Source organism: Rhizobium changzhiense, assembly GCF_013087625.1.
Lineage (GTDB): Bacteria > Pseudomonadota > Alphaproteobacteria > Rhizobiales > Rhizobiaceae > Rhizobium > Rhizobium sophorae.
Genome location: NZ_JABFCQ010000002.1, coordinates 1,053,641 through 1,070,146 on the forward strand (window position 1 = coordinate 1,053,641; position 16,506 = coordinate 1,070,146).

Sequence of the window (16,506 nt, forward strand, 5' to 3'; positions counted from 1 at the left end):
TCCTAGCTGAGCAGTGTGCGGCAGAGATCGACGAAATCATTCGCCCATCCGGCAAAGAGCGCGAAGAGCAACAGCCAGACGGCGAGCATGAAATGCGAATAGATAGCGGAAAGATCGACGCTGAGGCGCAGCCTCTCCGGCGCAACGTCGGTTGAAAATGCCCTGACCGTCGTGTGCGCGAGCACGGCAAGCCCGCCGAGGATATGCAAGCCGTGCAGCCCGGTCAGCATATAGAAGAAGCTGTTGGAAGGGTTATCGGCCAGCACATACCCCGCCGCCGTCAGCTCCCGCCATGCCTGGATCTGTCCGACGAGGAAGAAGATGGCAAGCGCAAGTCCTGCCACAAGCGCCGGCCGCAGGCTTTCCATGCGGTCGCGCTGCGCTTCACGTTTCGCCCATTGCAGCGCCGCGCTGCTCAAGGCAAGTGCTGCGGTGTTCACCCAAAGCAGCCGCGGAACGGGTGTCGCCCACCAGTCCGCCGACGCCGCACGCATGAAATAGGCGCTGACGGCAAGGCTGAAGACTGCGCCGACGACGCCGAGAAACACGAAGAGCCCGATTTTCACTGCCGGCGCCGGCAGCCTTTGCCGCTCGGCACCGTTATGACCCGGCAGCTGCACCGACCCTGTTTCGAGCCATGGCTTCGAGGTCAACCGCTGCCCGGAAAGCCACCAGAAGATAATGGCGGCGATTGCGGCAAGGAAGATCAGCATGACGTTCATGCGTGGACCTCCCTTGTGACGCCGCCGCCTGACGGCACCGTCTGCGGAATGAAGTCCTCGGCCGCCCCGGGCACGCTGTAGTCATAGGCCCAGCGGTAGACGACAGGCAGATCCTTGCCCCAGTTGCCGTGGGCAGGCGGCGTCTGCGGCGTCTGCCATTCGAGCGTCGTCGCCCGCCACGGATTGCCGCCGGACTCCCTGCCCCGGAAAAGACTCCAGACCAGATTGAAGAGGAAGACCATCTGCCCGGCCCCGACGATCAGCGCCATGACGGTGATGAAGATATTCAGCGTATGGGCCGAAGGCGGAACGAAGGCCGTCTCTCCCATCTCGAAGTAGCGGCGTGGCACGCCGAGCAGACCGAGATAATGCATCGGAAAGAAGATCGCATAGGTGCCGAGGAAGGTGATCCAGAAGTGGATATGGCCGAGCACGTCGTTTAGCATGCGTCCCGTCACCTTCGGATACCAGTGATAGATCGCCCCGAAGATGACGAGGATCGGCGCGACGCCCATGACCATGTGAAAATGCGCAACGACGAACATCGTATCCGACAGCGGCACGTCGACGACGACGTTGCCGAGGAACAGGCCGGTCAGCCCGCCATTGACGAAGGTGACGATGAAGGCGAGCGCAAAGAGCATCGGCAGGGTCAGGTGGATGTCGCCGCGCCACAGCGTCAGCACCCAGTTATAGACCTTGATCGCCGTCGGGACGGCGATGATCAGCGTCGTCGTGGCGAAGAAGAAGCCGAAGGCCGGGTTCATGCCGCTGACATACATGTGGTGCGCCCAGACGACGAAGCTGAGCGCGCCGATGATGACGATCGCCCAGACCATCATGCGGTAGCCAAAGATGTTCTTGCGCGCATGCGTGCTGATCAGGTCCGAAACAATGCCGAAGGCAGGCAATGCGACGATGTAGACCTCCGGATGACCGAAGAACCAGAACAGGTGCTGGAAGAGGATCGGGCTGCCGCCGCCGTGCTGCAGCTGCGTGCCCATTTCGATGATGGCAGGCATGAAGAAGCTCGTGCCCAGCAGGCGATCGAACATCATCATGACGCAGGCGACGAAGAGGGCGGGAAAGGCCAAGAGCGCCATCACGGTCGCGGTGAAAATGCCCCAGACGGTGAGCGGCATGCGCATCAGCGTCATGCCGCGCGCGCGCCCCTGCAGCACTGTCACCACATAGTTCAGCCCGCCCATGGTGAAGCCGATGATGAAGACGATCAGCGAGGTGAGCATGAGCAGGATGCCCCAGTCCTTGCCGCCCGGCGTGCCGGAGAGAACGGCCTGTGGCGGATAGAGCGTCCAACCGGCTCCCGTCGGGCCGCCGGGGGCGAAGAAGCCCGCGGCGAGGATCAGCACTGCGAGCAGATAAATCCAATAGCTCAGCATGTTGGCGTAAGGAAACACCATATCGCGCGCGCCGACCATCAGCGGAATGAGGTAGTTGCCGAAGCCGCCGAGGAAGAGCGCGGTCAGGAGATAGATCACCATGATCATGCCATGCATGGTGATGAACTGGTAATAGTGATCGGCATCGATGAAGGAGAAATATCCGGGAAAGGCGAGCTGAATCCGCATCAGCCAGGAGAGTACCAGCGCCACCAGGCCAATTGCGATGGCCGTTACCGAATATTGCACGGCTATGATCTTGGCGTCCTGGCTGAACACATATTTCGTCCACCAGCTGTGCGGATGATAAAGCTCGACATCCTCGACTTCGGCAGAGGGGATGGCGTCTGCTCTGTCGGATGGAATCTCGACCATGATCTCTCTCCCCTACGTCTCCCAGCGGTCTACGACCGCTGCGGGGTTCAGTTTGCCGGCGGCATCTCTCCCGATGACGCCGTAAGCTGGGTGAATGTCTGCTGCTGTCCGAGCCAGGTTTGGTAGTCCGCATCCTCGTCGACGACGACGGTGCCGCGCATTTGCCCATGGCCGACGCCACAGAGTTCGGCGCAGAGGATGTCGAAGGTCCCTTTCCGCGTCGGCGTAAACCAGAAATAGGTGATCATGCCGGGGATCATGTCCATCTTGGCGCGGAATTCCGGCACGTAGAAATCATGGAGCACGTCGACCGAGCGCAGCAATATATGCACCGGCTTGCCGATCGGCAGATGCAGTTCGCCGCCCTCGATGATGACGTCGTCAAGGCCGCTTGCGTCGTTTTTATCAAGGCCGAGCGGGTTTTCGGGGGTGACGTCGCGCGTCTCGGCGCGGCCGAGCTTTCCGTCGGCTCCAGGCAGCCGGAAACTCCACAGCCACTGCTGGCTGACGACCTCGACCGATGCGGCATCGGCAGGCACCGTGATGAACTGGTTCCACACGATGAGGCCAGGCGCCAGCATCGCCGCAACGCCGACCGCCGTTCCCCCTCCCAGCAGCAATTCCAACCTACGGTTCTCGGGCTCGTAATGTGCCCGGTTGCCCGGCTTGTGCCGGAAGCGGAAGACGCAATAGGCCATGAACGAAACCACCGCCACGAAGACGATGCCGGTGATCCAAAAGGTGATGACGAGGGTGGTGTCGATATAGGTCCAGTTGGACGCGATCGGCGTCCACCACCACGGGCTCAGCACATGGAACAGCACGGAGCCGACGACAATCAGGACGAGGATCAGCACGACAGCCATGTCCGCTCCTCCTCGAGCAGGTTGACCCGTGAAACCGCATTCCGCAAAAAGTCCGTGTTTATTATCGCACAGATAGAAAATATCGGCAATTACGGCAATTTAGGCATGCGCCCCAGCCGCGAGCCGCCATTTGGAGTATTGCCCGTCACTGGGAATATGCCCATCACTGAGAATATTGTTTGAGATAAGCGATGAGATTGGTGATCTCCTGCTCGTCCTTCACGCCGACGAAGGCCATCTTCGTGCCCTTAACCTTCGCTTTCGGATTGTGCAGATAGTCGCGCAGCGTCGCCTCGTCCCAGACGAGACCGCCGTCGCCGGCCGCCTTCATGCCTGTCGAATAGGCGAAACCAGGATGTGTTCCGGCCTTTCGCCCGAACAACTTGTTCAGCGACGGACCAACCTTGTTCGTATCGGAATCAGCGACATGACAGGTCACGCATTTCTTGAAAACGGCAGCACCGGCCGTCGCATCACCCTCCTGCGCCCCGGCATTGCCGGGGGAAAGGGCAGTGATGGCTGTGGCGATCAGCAGAACAACACGGTAATCCACGGCAAACCCCCATCCTCCTCAAGGTTGCCAGCCACTTGCACTCTCCGCAATCTCTCGCGTGTGGGTAGTGGTTGTATGACTTAAAGCTTAGTCCTTCGCGGCAGCAAGTCAATCGGTTCCACAATTGGGACGCGGGCCAGGCCTGTTCCCGTCCTCCCGGGAGGGTCCGTCACCCTAGAGGATTGGATATTGACGCCGGTATCGGCGACGACATACTTGACCGTCGGCTTCAAAGCCGCCCTCGAAACCAGCCTAGGAAAAGCGCGCAATGTCGATTGCTGAAATTCTGTCTTTTGCTTTCGTCACCTCGCTGCTGATCATTTCCCCCGGGCCTAACGGCGTCCTCATCGCCAAGACGGTGCCGGCCTCGGGGCGTGGCGCCGGTTTCGCCAATATTGCCGGCTTCGTCGCCGCCTTCTATGTGCACGGCACCCTGTCGATCTGCGGCATCTCCCTGCTGCTGGCGCAGTCGGCGCAGGCCTTCCTCGCCGTCAAGATAATTGGCGCCGCCTATCTCTGCTGGATCGGTATCAAGGCGCTGGTCGGCGCTTGGCGCGGTTATGCTGCCGTAACGTCAGTGGCCCCTTCCCGTAAGGTAAGGCACCTCCCCCGCGCCTTCCTCGAGGGGTTCCTCACCAACGCCCTGAATCCGAAGGTGTCGATGTTCTACCTCGCGGTTTTCCCGCAGTTCATCCATCACGATGCCAATGGCCGGGCCGCGATCGGCGAGGCTTTCCTTCTGGTCACCGTCCATGCCAGCCTCAACGTCATCTGGTTTGGCTCGATGGTCATGCTCTTTGCGAGGCTCGCCAGAGCAGCGCGCAACCAGCGCTTCCAGCGCTGGCTGAAAGCCGCGACAGGCGTGGTCTTCATCGGCTTCGGCGCCAAGATGGCGACATTGCAGGCCGGATAGCGAAGACGAGCAAACCGCCTTCGTCACGGCTGGGCGAACGTCCGCGGCAACAGGATCAGCGACCTGTCGCCGGGACTGGATATGATACCGGCCTCACGCAACCTCAACTGCCGCCATTTAACTACGCCCCGAAAGCGCCTCTTTTACCGCCAACTCGGCCATGGAAAGCGCCGCCTCTCGGGTCCTGGCGGCGGCGATGAAGCGGCCGTTGTGGCAGAAGCTCGCGCCCTCTATGCCGCACACTGCTTCCAGCGCGCCATTGGTGAGCCCGGCCCAGGCCGCCGGCAGGTCGGCCCTGAGTTCAAACCCCTCCTCGGCGCGGCGGATACCAGTCACGCACCAATCCTTTTCGCGCGGATGGACGACGAACAGCAGGTGATCGGCGCCCGCCTTGACGATGGCAGGACGGAAGGGCATGCCCCTCGGCAATTCCAGAACGCGCCCCTGCCCCGCGGCTTCGATTGCCCGATACACGATCGTCTCGGCCCGCAATTTCGCGGCACTCTGGGCGATCCTGGCCTCGACGAAACTGCGGGCGATGGCAAGGGCGGCATGGAAGGCGCGGTCGTCGGCCGCAGGGTCGGCATCGTCGAAGACCGGTTTCAGCGTTTCCAACAGCACCGGCAGCGTCAAGCCGGCCAACGGCCCGGAGGGGCTGAGCGCGCCATTGTCGGTCAGATCGACGGGCAGCACGAAGCTGGCGTCGAAAGAGCCATGCATCGCCTCGACATGTGCTTCGGGAAGGCCGGAAGCTGCGAGATAATCGCGGCCATAATGCTTCCAGATCAGGCCGAACGAACTGTAGGGCTGGCCATCTTCGCGCAACGGTGCGCCGCGCTGGTGGTGATCGAATATCCCGGCAGCAGGGTCATAGGCGCCGCCGACATCGTAGACGATGCGGTCCTCGCCCGGCGTGATCCATTCCGGCGCCCGACTGCGGACGATACGCGCCTGCGGGAAAAGCCGAGTCAGAATGACGCTCGACAGCAGTTCGTCGGCATGGAAGCCACCGGAATGGGTGACGAGGAAATCGGGGATCATGAAAGGCCTTGTCGTTTTCGGCGGGTCCGCCTGGGTCAGCACCAGATAGCGGTTGGCGGATATGACGACAAGCCTCTATGGGATGAGGCTCTTGGACTTTGGCGCATTGGCAACGGCAGGGACCCCGGCGCTGGAACAGCAAGAGCAAATCCGCGGCAACCGAAGCGCCCTACGCCGCCACGGCTCTCCTGGACCTTCGAGGCTCCTGCCTTTGACCCGAGCATCTCAGGATCGGCCTCCCCCCGATGCGGCTCCTTCCACAACCAACCCTCTCACAATCTCCAGGAAGTGTTCGCCACTGGCGGACAATGCAGGTTGGCGCCATGCGGCGGCAATCGGCAGGGATGGCGGCTCAGGCAGAACGGGACGATAGGCGACGCCCGGCCGGGCCGCCCGGGCGATGCCTGCGGTAACGAAACCGAGGCCGGTTCCGGCCGCGACCAGGCCGACCAGCGTGGTCATCGGCGTCACCTCCTGGACGATCAGCGGGCTGATGCCCTCGCTGCTGAAAAGGGCGATCACACGGTCGTATATGCTGGGGCCGATCGCCCGCGGCGCAAGCAGCAGGGGCTCGCCGGCCAAATCGGCGACGCGGATGACCGGCTGCCCCGCCAGCCGGTGCATCGCCGGAAGCGCCAGCACGAACGGCTCGTCCGGCAGGGGGTAGATGATCAGATCGCGCGTCAGCGGCGGATGCAGCACGCCGAGGTCGATGTCACCCGATGCAAGGGCGGTTTCCAGCAAAGGCGAGCTCATCTCGATGAGATCGACTTCGATCTGCATGTAGCGGGCACGAAACGCCTGCACCGCCTCCGGCAGCACGCCGTAAAAGGCAATGGGTGTGAAGCCGAGCCGCAGACGCCCGACCTCGCCGCGCACCGCCCGCATGGCCTCCGCCTTCGCTATGCCAGCCTGCCGCACCGCCTCGCGAGCCGGACTGAGGAAGGCCGCTCCCGCCGGCGTTAGTGCCACGCTGCGGCGGTCACGCTCGAAGAGATCGGCCCCGACCTCTCCTTCCAGCGCCCGGATCCGCTGGCTGAGCGCCGGCTGCGTCAGATTCATCCGTTCCGCCGCACGGCGAAAATGCAGATCTTCAGCAACGGCCACGAAACAGGCGAGCGTGCGGATATCCAAGACAACCTCCTGATGCAAAATACCTATCACAGGCGGCAGGATTGCAATTGGAAAATTATCAGCAACGCGGCATTTTCAAAGGACCGTCAACAAGGAGCAGGATCATGAAAGGACCAATCCTCGCCGCTGCAACGCTCGCCATCAGCTTCGGCCTCGCCGCACCACAGAGCATGCAGGCCGCCGAGGACGCCCAGGCTGCGTCCAGTATTCTCAGCCGCATTTCGGCGAGCCGGATCGCCGTCATCTCCGACGGTGATTTCCTCGCCCGAACCTATGGCACCGCTGAGCTTGCGCCGCAAAAAGCCGGCTATCGCGACCTGTTGACGATTATGTCTCCGCGCAGCGACAAGATCGTCACCGGCTCGATACCGATCTCCAATTCGGTGACCTCGGCGCCTGAAATCCTAGCCCTCAGTGAAGACGGGCAAACCGCCTTCGTCACGGAAAGGCTGGGCGAACGTCCCGAGGGCGACAACAGTGTCAGCGACCTACCGCCGGGCCGGCGTCTCTTCGCGGTCGACCTTTCGGACGGCGCAGCACTCCGCCTCTCCGACACGGTGGAGATCGAAGCCTTCCCCGAGGCCTTGTCACTCAGCCCTGATGGAGAGAGCGTTGCCGTCGTCTCCAACACGCCGGAGGCGAGCTTCGTCCAGATCGTCACCTATCGCGACGGTCGCTTCGGCCGCCTCACCCGGTTCGACCTCGCCGACCTCGAGGTGAGAGGATCGGCGCCGAACCCACGCGGCGGCGTGACCGCGACCAACGTCCACTGGCATCCCTCAGGCCGTTTCCTGGCGGTCAACATCAACACGCAAAACCGGGTCGCCTTCTTCGAGGTCACCGGGGCCGACGACGCGCCCATGCTGCGCCCCTGGGGCAATGTCGTCGAGGTTGGCGCCGATCCCTTCGTCGGCCGTTTCGCGCCGGATGGGCGCCATTATCTCACCGCCAACTGGGGCCGGAACTTCGCCGCCAAAAACCTGGAGGGCCGCATTCCGCAGACACCGTCGACGATCAGCGTCATCAGGCTCGCCGATCCCGCAGCATCGCCGCAATCGGCCCGTCACGATCTCCGCGGCGGCGCCGAGACAGACCTTTCCTCCGAGGGCATCGCCATCAACCCGGATGGCCGGCTCGTCGCCACCGTCAACATGCGCGGCACGGCCATCCCGCCCGGCTCTGCCCGATTCCACCGCAACGCCAGCGTCACCCTTTTGAGCTTCGACCCGGCAACCGGCGCCATGACGAAGCTCGCCGACTATCCCTTCGAGGGCTCCCTTCCGGAAGGCGGCGCCTTCGACGACACGGGAGACCATTTCCTCGCCACTGTGTTCCAGGGCCATGACGGCGCAGGGCCTGAGGCCGGCCCGGGGCTCGAAGTCTTCCGCGTCGAAAAAGGCGACCGGCCGACGCTTAATCGGCTCGGCCGCGTGCCGCTGCCGCACGGCGCCCACCATGTCGATCTCGCACCGTAGGGCGCCCGGAGATCGGCCTTGGTCATATCTCGGATGCGCTTTGCAGCCATCGCAAAGTCACCTATCTTGCGCCGTGGCAAATATCAGGCGCAACCCATTGCCTTCCTCGGGAATCTCGCGGCAGCGACCACGAAGGAAAACAGCCGTTGGATGGAAACCCATCATTTGCGCAGACGGCGAAGGTGAGGCGACCTGGGCCGAAACAGGCGGCCTCAGAAGTAAATAGGACATTTGCGAAAGCGGAAAGAGGCAGCGCTTGGAGATTCCTGAACATTTTCATGTTGCCGAGACGGTCGGATGGCTTGTGAACCACCGCATGAACTCCGCCCTTCCCGGTTATCTCATGATCAGCTCCAAGACCGACACTAACGATCTGTCGGATTTGCCGGAAGATGCTTTGGCCGAATTCGGCCCGTTGCTCGCAAAGGCTCAGAGCGTCCTGAAACGGGAACTGAATGCACAGCGCGTCTATATCGGTCGATACGGGCACGCGCCCGGTTATCCAATCCATTTCCATATGATCCCGATATATGACTGGGTGGAGGAGTTGTTCTGGAAGGATACTCGATATCGCCTGCTCGATAATTTTGCAGAGGGACCGGGGGAAACCGCAACGGATGGCGCCGAACTGACGCTGTTTGTCTGGCGAGAATTCTGCGAACGCGCGAAGCCGCCGCCCGTCAGCGGGCCATCGGTCTCAGAGGTCATCAAGCTGTTGCGGGAGGCAATGCGGTTTCCGGCGCCTCAAGCCTAAGACAGCGCCTGTCCCGGCTGCCTTGCGACGAGCGCACGGCGCCAGGCCCGGAAAAGGCCACCTCAATCCATGACGTACTGGATATGATGCCGGCCGTGCACGGCCGATTTCTGGACATGGGCACGAACGCCGAAGACTCGGCCGATCATATCCTCCGTCAGCACCTCCTCCGGCGCGCCGGAGGCAACGACCTCGCCCTTCTGAAGCACCGCCAGCCTGTCGCAGAACATCGCCGCCAGATTGAGATCGTGCAGCGCGACGATACAGGTGATGCCGAGCTTCGAGATCAGCGAGAGAATGTCGAGCTGATGCTGGATATCGAGATGGTTGGTCGGCTCGTCGAGCAGCAATTCGCTCGGCGCCTGCGCCAGGGATCTCGCAATATGGACGCGCTGGCGCTCGCCGCCCGACAGCGTCTGCCAGAGCTGGCCCGCCCTCTCCTGCATACCCACCCGCGAAAGGGCCTCGTCGACGGCGGCGTCGTCTCCTGCGCACCAGGACGACAACAGCCCGCGATGCGGCGTGCGGCCGAGCCGTACCACGTCGCGCACGGTCAACTGCGTATCGGTCGTCGACTGCTGCTCGACGAAGGCGACGCGACGTGCAAGTGCGGCGCGCGGCAGCGAGGAAATGTCATCGGCACCCAGCCGGATGATGCCGCTGCGAACCTTGCGCAGCCGGCAGATCAATCTGAGAAGGCTCGATTTGCCGGAACCGTTCGGCCCGAGCAGGCCGAGCACCTTGCCCTTTTCCACCGTCAGGCTGACGCCATTGACGATGACGATATTGCCGGCGGCAAAGCTCACCTCGTCGATGCTGATGCTCATGCCTTCCCCCGCACACGATAGAGGATGACGGCGAAGGCCGGTGCGCCGAAGAGCGCGGTGACGACCCCGATCGGCAGGATCTGCTGCGGGATGATGATGCGCGAAACGATATCGGCGCCGATCATGTAGATCGCGCCGCCGAGCGCCGTCGCCGGCAGCAGCCGCCTATGCGCTGGCCCGACGAGGAAGCGGGCGGCATGGGGGATGACGAGGCCGACGAAGCCGATCGAACCCACCATGCTGACGACGCTTGCCGTCATCGCCGCCGTCATGGCGAACAGCACGATCTGGACGCGGCGTACGGCAATGCCGAGCGAGGCGGCGGCATCCGTGCCGAAGGCGAAGGCGTCGAGCGCCCGCACGTGGGCCATGCAGATGACGAAACCCGTAAGTGCGATCGGCACCGACAGATAGACATCGGGCCAGCGCACGCCGCTGAGCGAACCCAGCAGCCAGAACAGGATGCCGCGCGCCTGCTCGGCATTCGCCGATGTCGTCACGATGTAGGAAGTCAGCGCATTGAAAAGCTGCGAACCGGCGACGCCGCACAGGATGATGCGCTCGCCGGTTCCCCCCACACCCGTCGCCAGGATGCCGACCAGCAGAAAGGCAATGACCGCACCAATGAAGGCGCCGCTCGACAGGCCGAGAACGCCATAGCCGAAGCCGAGGATCATCACGCAGACGGCGCCCGTCGAGGCGCCAGCGGAGATGCCGAGCACATAGGGTTCGGCCAGCGGATTGCGCAGCAGCGCCTGGAGGATCGCGCCGGACAGCGAGAGCGACGCGCCGATGCTGGCGGCGACGAGCGCGCGGCTCAGACGATAATCCCAGACGATGCCCTGGTGGATGCGGCTGAGTTCGAAATTCGTTCCGAACAGCCGGTTCGAAACCGCCTCCGCCGTGGTCGCAAGCGGGATCGCGATCTCGCCGATGGAAACGGCAAGACTGATCATCATCACGAGCAGGAGAAGTGCCGCAATGGTGAGCGCGCCAAGCGCCCACCATCCCTGTTGCCTGAGCGACATTGCCTTCACTGCGCCAGGCCGAAGGACTTGATGCCGTTCGCCAATGTCTCGATACCGTCGATCGTGCGGATCGTCGGGTTCATCGACAGCGCGTCCATCATCACGAAGTGTTTGTTTTTGACCGCGTCCAGTTCCTTGGTCACAGGATCGTTTTCGAGGAAATCGACCTTGACCTTGGGATCGTCAGCGGCGTAACGGCGGCGGTCCATGGTTGCGAGCACGATCACGGCAGGGTTCGCCTGGGCGATGGTTTCCCAACCGACCAGCGGCCATTCCTCTTCCGTGGTGACGACGTTCTTCGCACCGATCGTCTTCAGGATATAGGCAGGCGCGCTGTTCTTGCCGGCAATGAAGGCGTCGCCGTTGACCTCCTTGCTGGAGAACCAGAAGACGACGGGCAGGATCTTGCCCGAGGCGCCCGATATCGAAGCGACGGCATCCGCCTCGCGCTCCTTCAGCTCGGAAATCAGCGCATCGCCGCGCTCCTTCACGTCGAACACCTCCGAGAGCTCGGCGATCTCTCGGTAGATCAGCTCCATCGTGAACAGTTCCCGACGCACGCCGTCGCCGCCATCGGTGTTGACCTTGGCGACGCAATCGGCCGGCGCGAGATAGGTATTGATCCCGAGATCCTTGAACTGCTCCCGCTTGCCGACGGACCCCTGGGCGCCGACATGCCATTCGAACTCGGCCGTCACCAGGTCCGGCTCCTGCCCGACGACGGATTCGAAGCTCGGATCATTGTCGGCGAGACGTTTGATCTTGCTGTTGGCCTCGGCATATTGCGGCAGGATAGGTCCGACCCAGACGGCCGTACCAATGATCTTGTCGGCAAGGCCGAGCGAGAAGAGTACTTCGGTCATGCCCTGGCCGATTGAAACGATCCTGGCGGGCGCCTTCTGGAATGTCACCTGCTGGCCGCAATTGGTGATGGTCAACGGATATCGGGTCGCGGCAAGGCTGGGTGCCGCAAGGCCGGCGAGCCCGAAGGCGAATGTTATGGTGGCGAGAATCTGGCGCATGGAAAACCTCGATGAAGGGAAAAATCACGGCTGTTCCGCGCATGTGCGCGGACCGAAAGCACGCTTAGGCGTGCACTAGCCGCAGGAGGCCCAATCGAGACGGATGCATGCCCGAATTCGGCGAAGGTTCAGCAGGTCAATCATATCTCTTCCTTGTCCGGGCATCCCCGCCCGGTTGATTGGATCGTGATTGACGGCAGGTCTCCTGGCTTGCGGATATCCGTCGTTTCATCCTCCTTCCCGCGATATCTCGCAGTGGCAGGGCCATGAGCCCTTCAGAGATGGCCAGTCGCTGGCCACTCCTGAGATGATCGACAATCCGCTTACAGTTGCGGGGGCAGCCACGGTCTCGGTCCCTGCTGGGTCGTCCTCACCGTGTTCCCTATTAATCCCCTTGGAGTCATCTTCAGGGAACCGTCGCGCCCAATTACGTCGCCTGCCCACCCGGCGTCAATAACTATTCCCCGCCCATTGTGCCGCCTCACCGATAAATAGGCTTCAGTCGCCTTCACCGCGCAAACCGCCGGTTGCCAAAAGACGCTTGACAGTAATGCTGCCATTATGGCATTAATACTGCCATGAATAAAGTGACACCGCCTCGCCCCACGGCCCGCGAAGAGTTGGCGACCATCACGCAGGACCGCATCATGGAAGGTCTTGCCGCCCTGTTGCGCGCCGGTAGCGACGAGGTCACCTTCGATCTTGTCGCCCGCCAGTCCGGCGTGCCGCAGCGCACGCTCTATCGCTATTTCGCCAACAAGGAGACGCTGCTCGGCGCGTTCTGGCACTGGGTCAATGCGCTGATCTCCGTGCCGGCGCTGCCGGCTTCGCCTGAGCAAGTGGTGGCGCATATTCCCGAGCTCTTTTCTGCCTTCGACCGCGACGAGCCGCTGGTGAGAGCCATGCTGCACAATCCCCATGGCCGCGCGGTGCGGCTCGCCCATGCCAAAGCGCGGCGCGAGAAGTTTTCGATCGCGCTGCGCGATGTCACCGGGACGATTCCCTCAGAAGATGCCCAGCATCTGCTCGCCGCTGTGACAGCCCTCTGCTCGGCTTCGGGATGGGAGAGCATGAAAGATAACTGGAGCCTGTCGGGCGCTGAAGCCGCGAAGGCCGCGCAATGGGCCGTGCAGGCCCTGATCGATGATGCCCGCCGGCTTTCCCGCGGACCCGAGGGCCGCCAGCCGGCAACAATGGAAGGAGACGCGCGATGATTCATCACATGTCGTTCGGCGCGCGCGATCCCGGTCGCGTCGCCCGCGTGCTGGCGGAACTTATGGAGGCGACCGCGCTGCGGCCGCCGACCCCGCCCTTTCCATATAGTGCCTGGCTCGTCGTATCAGGCGATACGCAAGGCTCCTTCCTCGAGATCCTGCCCGCCACCGCAGTCTTCGATCCGGACGCGCCGCTCGGTATCCGCCAGCGCCCCGCCACCTTCGAGCCGGTGACCGCCCATGTACTGGTCAGCGCGGCAGTGGATGCCGCCGCGATCGAGGCTGTCGCCATCGGCGAAGGTTGGCGCGCCGAGCAGGTGGAAACCGGCCTCTTCCGGATCGTCAAGCTCTGGGTCGAAGGCAACATCCTGGTCGAATTCCTGGCAAAGGGTGACGCCGATCGTTACATCGAAGCCTTCGGCCCCTTGGGTCTCCCCTCGCTCGACGGCAAATTGCGCGACCTCGAGGCAAAGCTTGGCGATGCCCTCGCGCAGAAGCTGCCGCCTGGCGTGCTGGAAAAAGCGCTGGGGCATCCGCGGGCGTAGTCGTTGCCGGATCTGCGTCACGACGGATTGCGGAAGGCTGGCGCCCGACATAGCTTTGGCGCCACCGATTTCAACGAGGTTTGATGTAGCAATGAGCAATCCGGATAGCGCCGATCTCGCCGCCGCAAGGATAGACGCAATTCGCCAAGCAGCCGAGAAAGGCGATGCGCAAGCACAATTTGAATTGGGCCACATGACCGCACGCGGTGAAGGTGTCACCCGCGATAAAGCAGAAGGCGCAAGATGGATCGGGAAAGCGGCCGAACAAGGTCATGTCGACGCGCAATTCCTCGTGGCGGGCCTGTATCTCATGGGGGACGGAGTTGCGCAAAGCGCGCAGGAAGGCCGCATGTGGCTTGAGAAAGCCGCAAATCAAGGCCACGCCGACGCGCAATATTTGCTGGGCTTGATGAGAGAAGACGGCGACGGTTGCGAGATCGATCCAGCAGACGCCGTCAGATGGTACACCCAGGCCGCAGATCAGGATCACGCCGGCGCACAATACAGGCTGGCCCAAATGAAAGAGCACGGCGTGGGCTGCGAGATCGATCTGACAGAGGCTTTCAAATGGTACCGCCGTGCAGCGCTTCAGGACTACCCTGATGCAAGAGAGGACCTGCTCGGATTATGCCGCGCACATCCAGACCTGCCGCTTCCAGTATCAGAATTGCTCGATGGCAAAGGTCGTTCCTGATTCCCAGCGCTTTGTCCGCTGGCGCAATCGTCCAGACGCCGTCGCCGCCCGCTATTCACTCCGCCCTACAACGCATCCAACGGGATCTTCAAATACCGCCGGCCATTCCCCTCCGGCTCGGGCAGCCGCCCGCCGCGGATATTCACCTGCAGCGCGTGCAGCATCAGCTTCGGCTTCGGCAGCGTGCGGTCGCGCGTCTGGCGCAGCGCCACGAAACCGGCCTCGTCGATGCCTGCAATATGCGGATTGGCGCGCTTCTGCGCCGCCACCGTGCTTTCCCAGCGCGGGTGCCGGCCGCCGGGCTGATAATCGTGGCCGGAAAAGAGGCGGGTCTCCTCGGGCAGCGACAGGATGGCCTGGATCGAGTGCCAGAGGGCGCTCGCACTGCCGCCCGGGAAATCCGTGCGCGCCGTGCCGGAATCCGGCGTGAACACCGTGTCGTGTACGAAGGCGGCGTCACCGACCACATAAGTGATCGAGGCGAGTGTGTGCCCGGGCGAAAACATCACGCGGACTTTAAGCGCACCGATCTCGAACGTGTCGCCATCGGCAAACAGCCGGTCCCATTGCGAGCCGTCGGTTTTAAGCGCCGGCCAGTTGTAGATCTCCTTCCAAAGCGTCTGCACGTCGGTGACATGGGCGCCGATCGCCGTCGGCGCGCCGGTCTTCTCATGCAGATAATGCGCGGCGGAGAAATGATCGGCATGCGGATGCGTGTCGAGGATCCATTCGACCGTCAGCCCTTCGCTTTCGATATGAGCGAGGATGGCATCGGCATTGGCCGTGCCGGTCGCCCCTGACATCTCGTCGAAATCGAGCACCGGGTCGATGATGGCACAGCGTTTCGTCGCCGGGTCGGAAACGACATATTGCACACTACAAGTACGGGGCTCGAAGAAGGCCTTCACAAGAGGCGCCTGCCCTGCCCGCTTCTCCAGCCAGCGGCGCGCGCCAGCAAGATCGAAGCCGAGGTTTTGACCGAAGGTCTCGACATCCCCGGGCTTCATCCGCCCGTCCAGCACCTCGCCCAGCGCATGGAGCGTCAGCGCCCGCGTGCCGCTCTTGCAATGGGCGACGACCGGCCCTTTGGCTTGCGCCATCGCCGCCTGGAAGGCGAAGATATCGGCCTCGGTAATCTCGGAGCCTCTCACCGGCACGAACTCGTAGGAAAGCCCGGCGGCAGCGGCCGCCGCCTTTTCCGCAGCATTGCCCGGCTGATCCGGCTCCTCGCCATCAGGCCGGGCATTGATGACGGCGGCAAAGCCGTCTGCGGCGAACGCGGCAAAGGCTGCGGCGTCGGGCTGCCCCGCCACCGACAGCAGTTCATTGACCTTCACGCATGTCATTAAAGCCCCCGAAAGCCTCGCGCCGCCCTCGTCATGCAGTATCGCATGTATATCGACCCAATCACACAAGTATATTTCAGGGTGCAAGAATGCCGCAGATCAGGAAAACTCGAGCATGCCGGCGCAAGACGCTCCTCGACGCCCGCCCGACCCTGCTCTTCCCGGTCAAAACGACAGCGTCGCAGCACCCTCCTTGATCTCGGCATGCATGGCGCTGGCGCCGACGATGACGATCCCGTCGAGCAAGTCTTCCTGCGTATAACCGCGAGAGGTCACGCAGGGCGGGCAAGCCCAGATCGTGCCGCCGCGCTGCTGGAAATTCTCGATCAGGCTCGCCAGCGGATCGAGCGGCGGCACATGCGTCATGCGCTGGCCGCTCTTGCGCACCAGATCGATGCCGGTGCTGGTGAGGAACACTGAAACCTTCAGCCCGGCGGTGATGCCGCCATTGGCAATGGTGAAGGCGACGGAGGACAGTTCGGATTCGATGCCCTTGGTCACGAGCACGACCAGTTTGTCGCTTTGAGTTTGCATAGTATTCTCCTCTCATTGGGTTTGAATGCACTGATGATAGGAGAGCGCGCGGCGCGCGTATTT

The 16,506-nt window shown here is 62.7% G+C and carries 17 protein-coding genes and 1 riboswitch; of the genes, 6 read left to right on the plus strand and 11 right to left on the minus strand.

The features are described 5' to 3' along the window. Positions 1-2: 2 nt before the first annotated feature. The 4 genes from G9X68_RS14550 to G9X68_RS14565 form a co-directional block, all read right to left on the minus strand. The gene (locus G9X68_RS14550; protein ID WP_171602946.1) at positions 3-722 is read right to left on the minus strand and encodes a cytochrome c oxidase subunit 3; all 720 of its coding nucleotides are present in this window, start codon (positions 720-722) and stop codon (positions 3-5) included. Beyond that, positions 719-2,497, minus strand: coding sequence for a cytochrome c oxidase subunit I (gene ctaD / locus G9X68_RS14555; protein WP_171602947.1), 1,779 nt, complete (start codon positions 2,495-2,497; stop codon positions 719-721). Before ctaD ends, G9X68_RS14550 begins: the two co-directional genes overlap by 4 nt. Positions 2,498-2,544: 47 nt before the next feature. Beyond that, on the minus strand, positions 2,545-3,363 hold the full coding sequence (locus G9X68_RS14560; RefSeq protein WP_171602948.1) for a cytochrome c oxidase subunit II: 819 nt from the start codon (positions 3,361-3,363) through the stop codon (positions 2,545-2,547). 163 nt (positions 3,364-3,526) lie between these two features. Further along, positions 3,527-3,916, minus strand: coding sequence for a c-type cytochrome (locus G9X68_RS14565; protein WP_171602949.1), 390 nt, complete (start codon positions 3,914-3,916; stop codon positions 3,527-3,529). Between the two features lie 268 nt (positions 3,917-4,184). Here G9X68_RS14565 and G9X68_RS14570 point away from each other — a divergent pair, with 268 nt between their 5' ends. Beyond that, on the plus strand, positions 4,185-4,829 hold the full coding sequence (locus tag G9X68_RS14570) for a LysE family translocator (RefSeq protein WP_171602950.1): 645 nt from the start codon (positions 4,185-4,187) through the stop codon (positions 4,827-4,829). A 117-nt stretch (positions 4,830-4,946) separates the two neighbouring features. On the opposite strand, the gene G9X68_RS14575 is transcribed toward G9X68_RS14570, so the two are convergent. Both G9X68_RS14575 and G9X68_RS14580 read right to left on the minus strand, forming a co-directional pair. Then, positions 4,947-5,870, minus strand: a complete 924-nt coding sequence (locus tag G9X68_RS14575; RefSeq protein ID WP_171602951.1) for an MYG1 family protein — start codon at positions 5,868-5,870, stop codon at positions 4,947-4,949. A 225-nt stretch (positions 5,871-6,095) separates the two neighbouring features. Beyond that, a complete protein-coding gene (locus tag G9X68_RS14580) occupies positions 6,096-7,004 on the minus strand; it encodes a LysR family transcriptional regulator (protein ID WP_206679705.1) in 909 nt (302 codons plus the stop codon). A 104-nt stretch (positions 7,005-7,108) separates the two neighbouring features. Here G9X68_RS14580 and G9X68_RS14585 point away from each other — a divergent pair, with 104 nt between their 5' ends. Together G9X68_RS14585 and G9X68_RS14590 are read left to right on the plus strand one after the other, a co-directional pair. Further along, positions 7,109-8,479 carry a lactonase family protein gene (locus tag G9X68_RS14585; protein ID WP_171602952.1) on the plus strand — a complete coding sequence of 457 codons (1,371 nt, stop codon included), beginning with the start codon at positions 7,109-7,111 and terminating at the stop codon, positions 8,477-8,479. A gap of 256 nt (positions 8,480-8,735) precedes the next feature. Then, entirely contained in the window at positions 8,736-9,233 is a 498-nt protein-coding gene (locus G9X68_RS14590; protein WP_171602953.1) for an HIT family protein, read from the plus strand. Positions 9,234-9,295: 62 nt separating this feature from the next. Here the strand turns inward: G9X68_RS14590 and G9X68_RS14595 are convergent, their stop codons facing one another. Genes G9X68_RS14595 through G9X68_RS14605 form a run of 3 tightly spaced genes read right to left on the minus strand, consistent with a single transcriptional unit; the run spans position 9,296 to position 12,110 of the window. After that, positions 9,296-10,060 (minus strand): ABC transporter ATP-binding protein, encoded by a 765-nt coding sequence (locus tag G9X68_RS14595; protein ID WP_171602954.1) that lies wholly within the window; start codon positions 10,058-10,060, stop codon positions 9,296-9,298. Continuing rightward, on the minus strand, positions 10,057-11,088 hold the full coding sequence (locus G9X68_RS14600; protein WP_206679706.1) for a FecCD family ABC transporter permease: 1,032 nt from the start codon (positions 11,086-11,088) through the stop codon (positions 10,057-10,059). Before G9X68_RS14600 ends, G9X68_RS14595 begins: the two co-directional genes overlap by 4 nt. 5 nt (positions 11,089-11,093) lie before the next feature. Further along, positions 11,094-12,110, minus strand: a complete 1,017-nt coding sequence (locus G9X68_RS14605; protein WP_171602956.1) for an ABC transporter substrate-binding protein — start codon at positions 12,108-12,110, stop codon at positions 11,094-11,096. A gap of 178 nt (positions 12,111-12,288) precedes the next feature. Then, positions 12,289-12,544, minus strand: a riboswitch (cobalamin riboswitch). Positions 12,545-12,688: 144 nt separating this feature from the next. Between G9X68_RS14605 and G9X68_RS14610 the strand changes: the two genes are divergently transcribed. The 3 genes from G9X68_RS14610 to G9X68_RS14620 all read left to right on the plus strand — a co-directional run bounded on the left by G9X68_RS14610 (position 12,689) and on the right by G9X68_RS14620 (position 14,563). Further along, positions 12,689-13,324, plus strand: a complete 636-nt coding sequence (locus G9X68_RS14610; protein WP_171602957.1) for a TetR/AcrR family transcriptional regulator — start codon at positions 12,689-12,691, stop codon at positions 13,322-13,324. Next, positions 13,321-13,869 (plus strand): hypothetical protein, encoded by a 549-nt coding sequence (locus G9X68_RS14615; protein ID WP_171602958.1) that lies wholly within the window; start codon positions 13,321-13,323, stop codon positions 13,867-13,869. The genes G9X68_RS14610 and G9X68_RS14615 overlap by 4 nt, the downstream gene beginning before the upstream one ends. 91 nt (positions 13,870-13,960) lie before the next feature. Then, positions 13,961-14,563, plus strand: coding sequence for a tetratricopeptide repeat protein (locus tag G9X68_RS14620; protein ID WP_171602959.1), 603 nt, complete (start codon positions 13,961-13,963; stop codon positions 14,561-14,563). 65 nt (positions 14,564-14,628) lie between these two features. On the opposite strand, the gene blh is transcribed toward G9X68_RS14620, so the two are convergent. Both blh and G9X68_RS14630 read right to left on the minus strand, forming a co-directional pair. Continuing rightward, positions 14,629-15,909, minus strand: coding sequence for a bifunctional sulfur transferase/dioxygenase Blh (gene blh, locus G9X68_RS14625; protein ID WP_171602960.1), 1,281 nt, complete (start codon positions 15,907-15,909; stop codon positions 14,629-14,631). Positions 15,910-16,074: 165 nt separating this feature from the next. Then, positions 16,075-16,443: a DsrE family protein gene (locus tag G9X68_RS14630; RefSeq protein ID WP_171602961.1), complete on the minus strand. Its 369-nt coding sequence runs from the start codon at positions 16,441-16,443 to the stop codon at positions 16,075-16,077. Positions 16,444-16,506 lie beyond the last annotated feature (63 nt).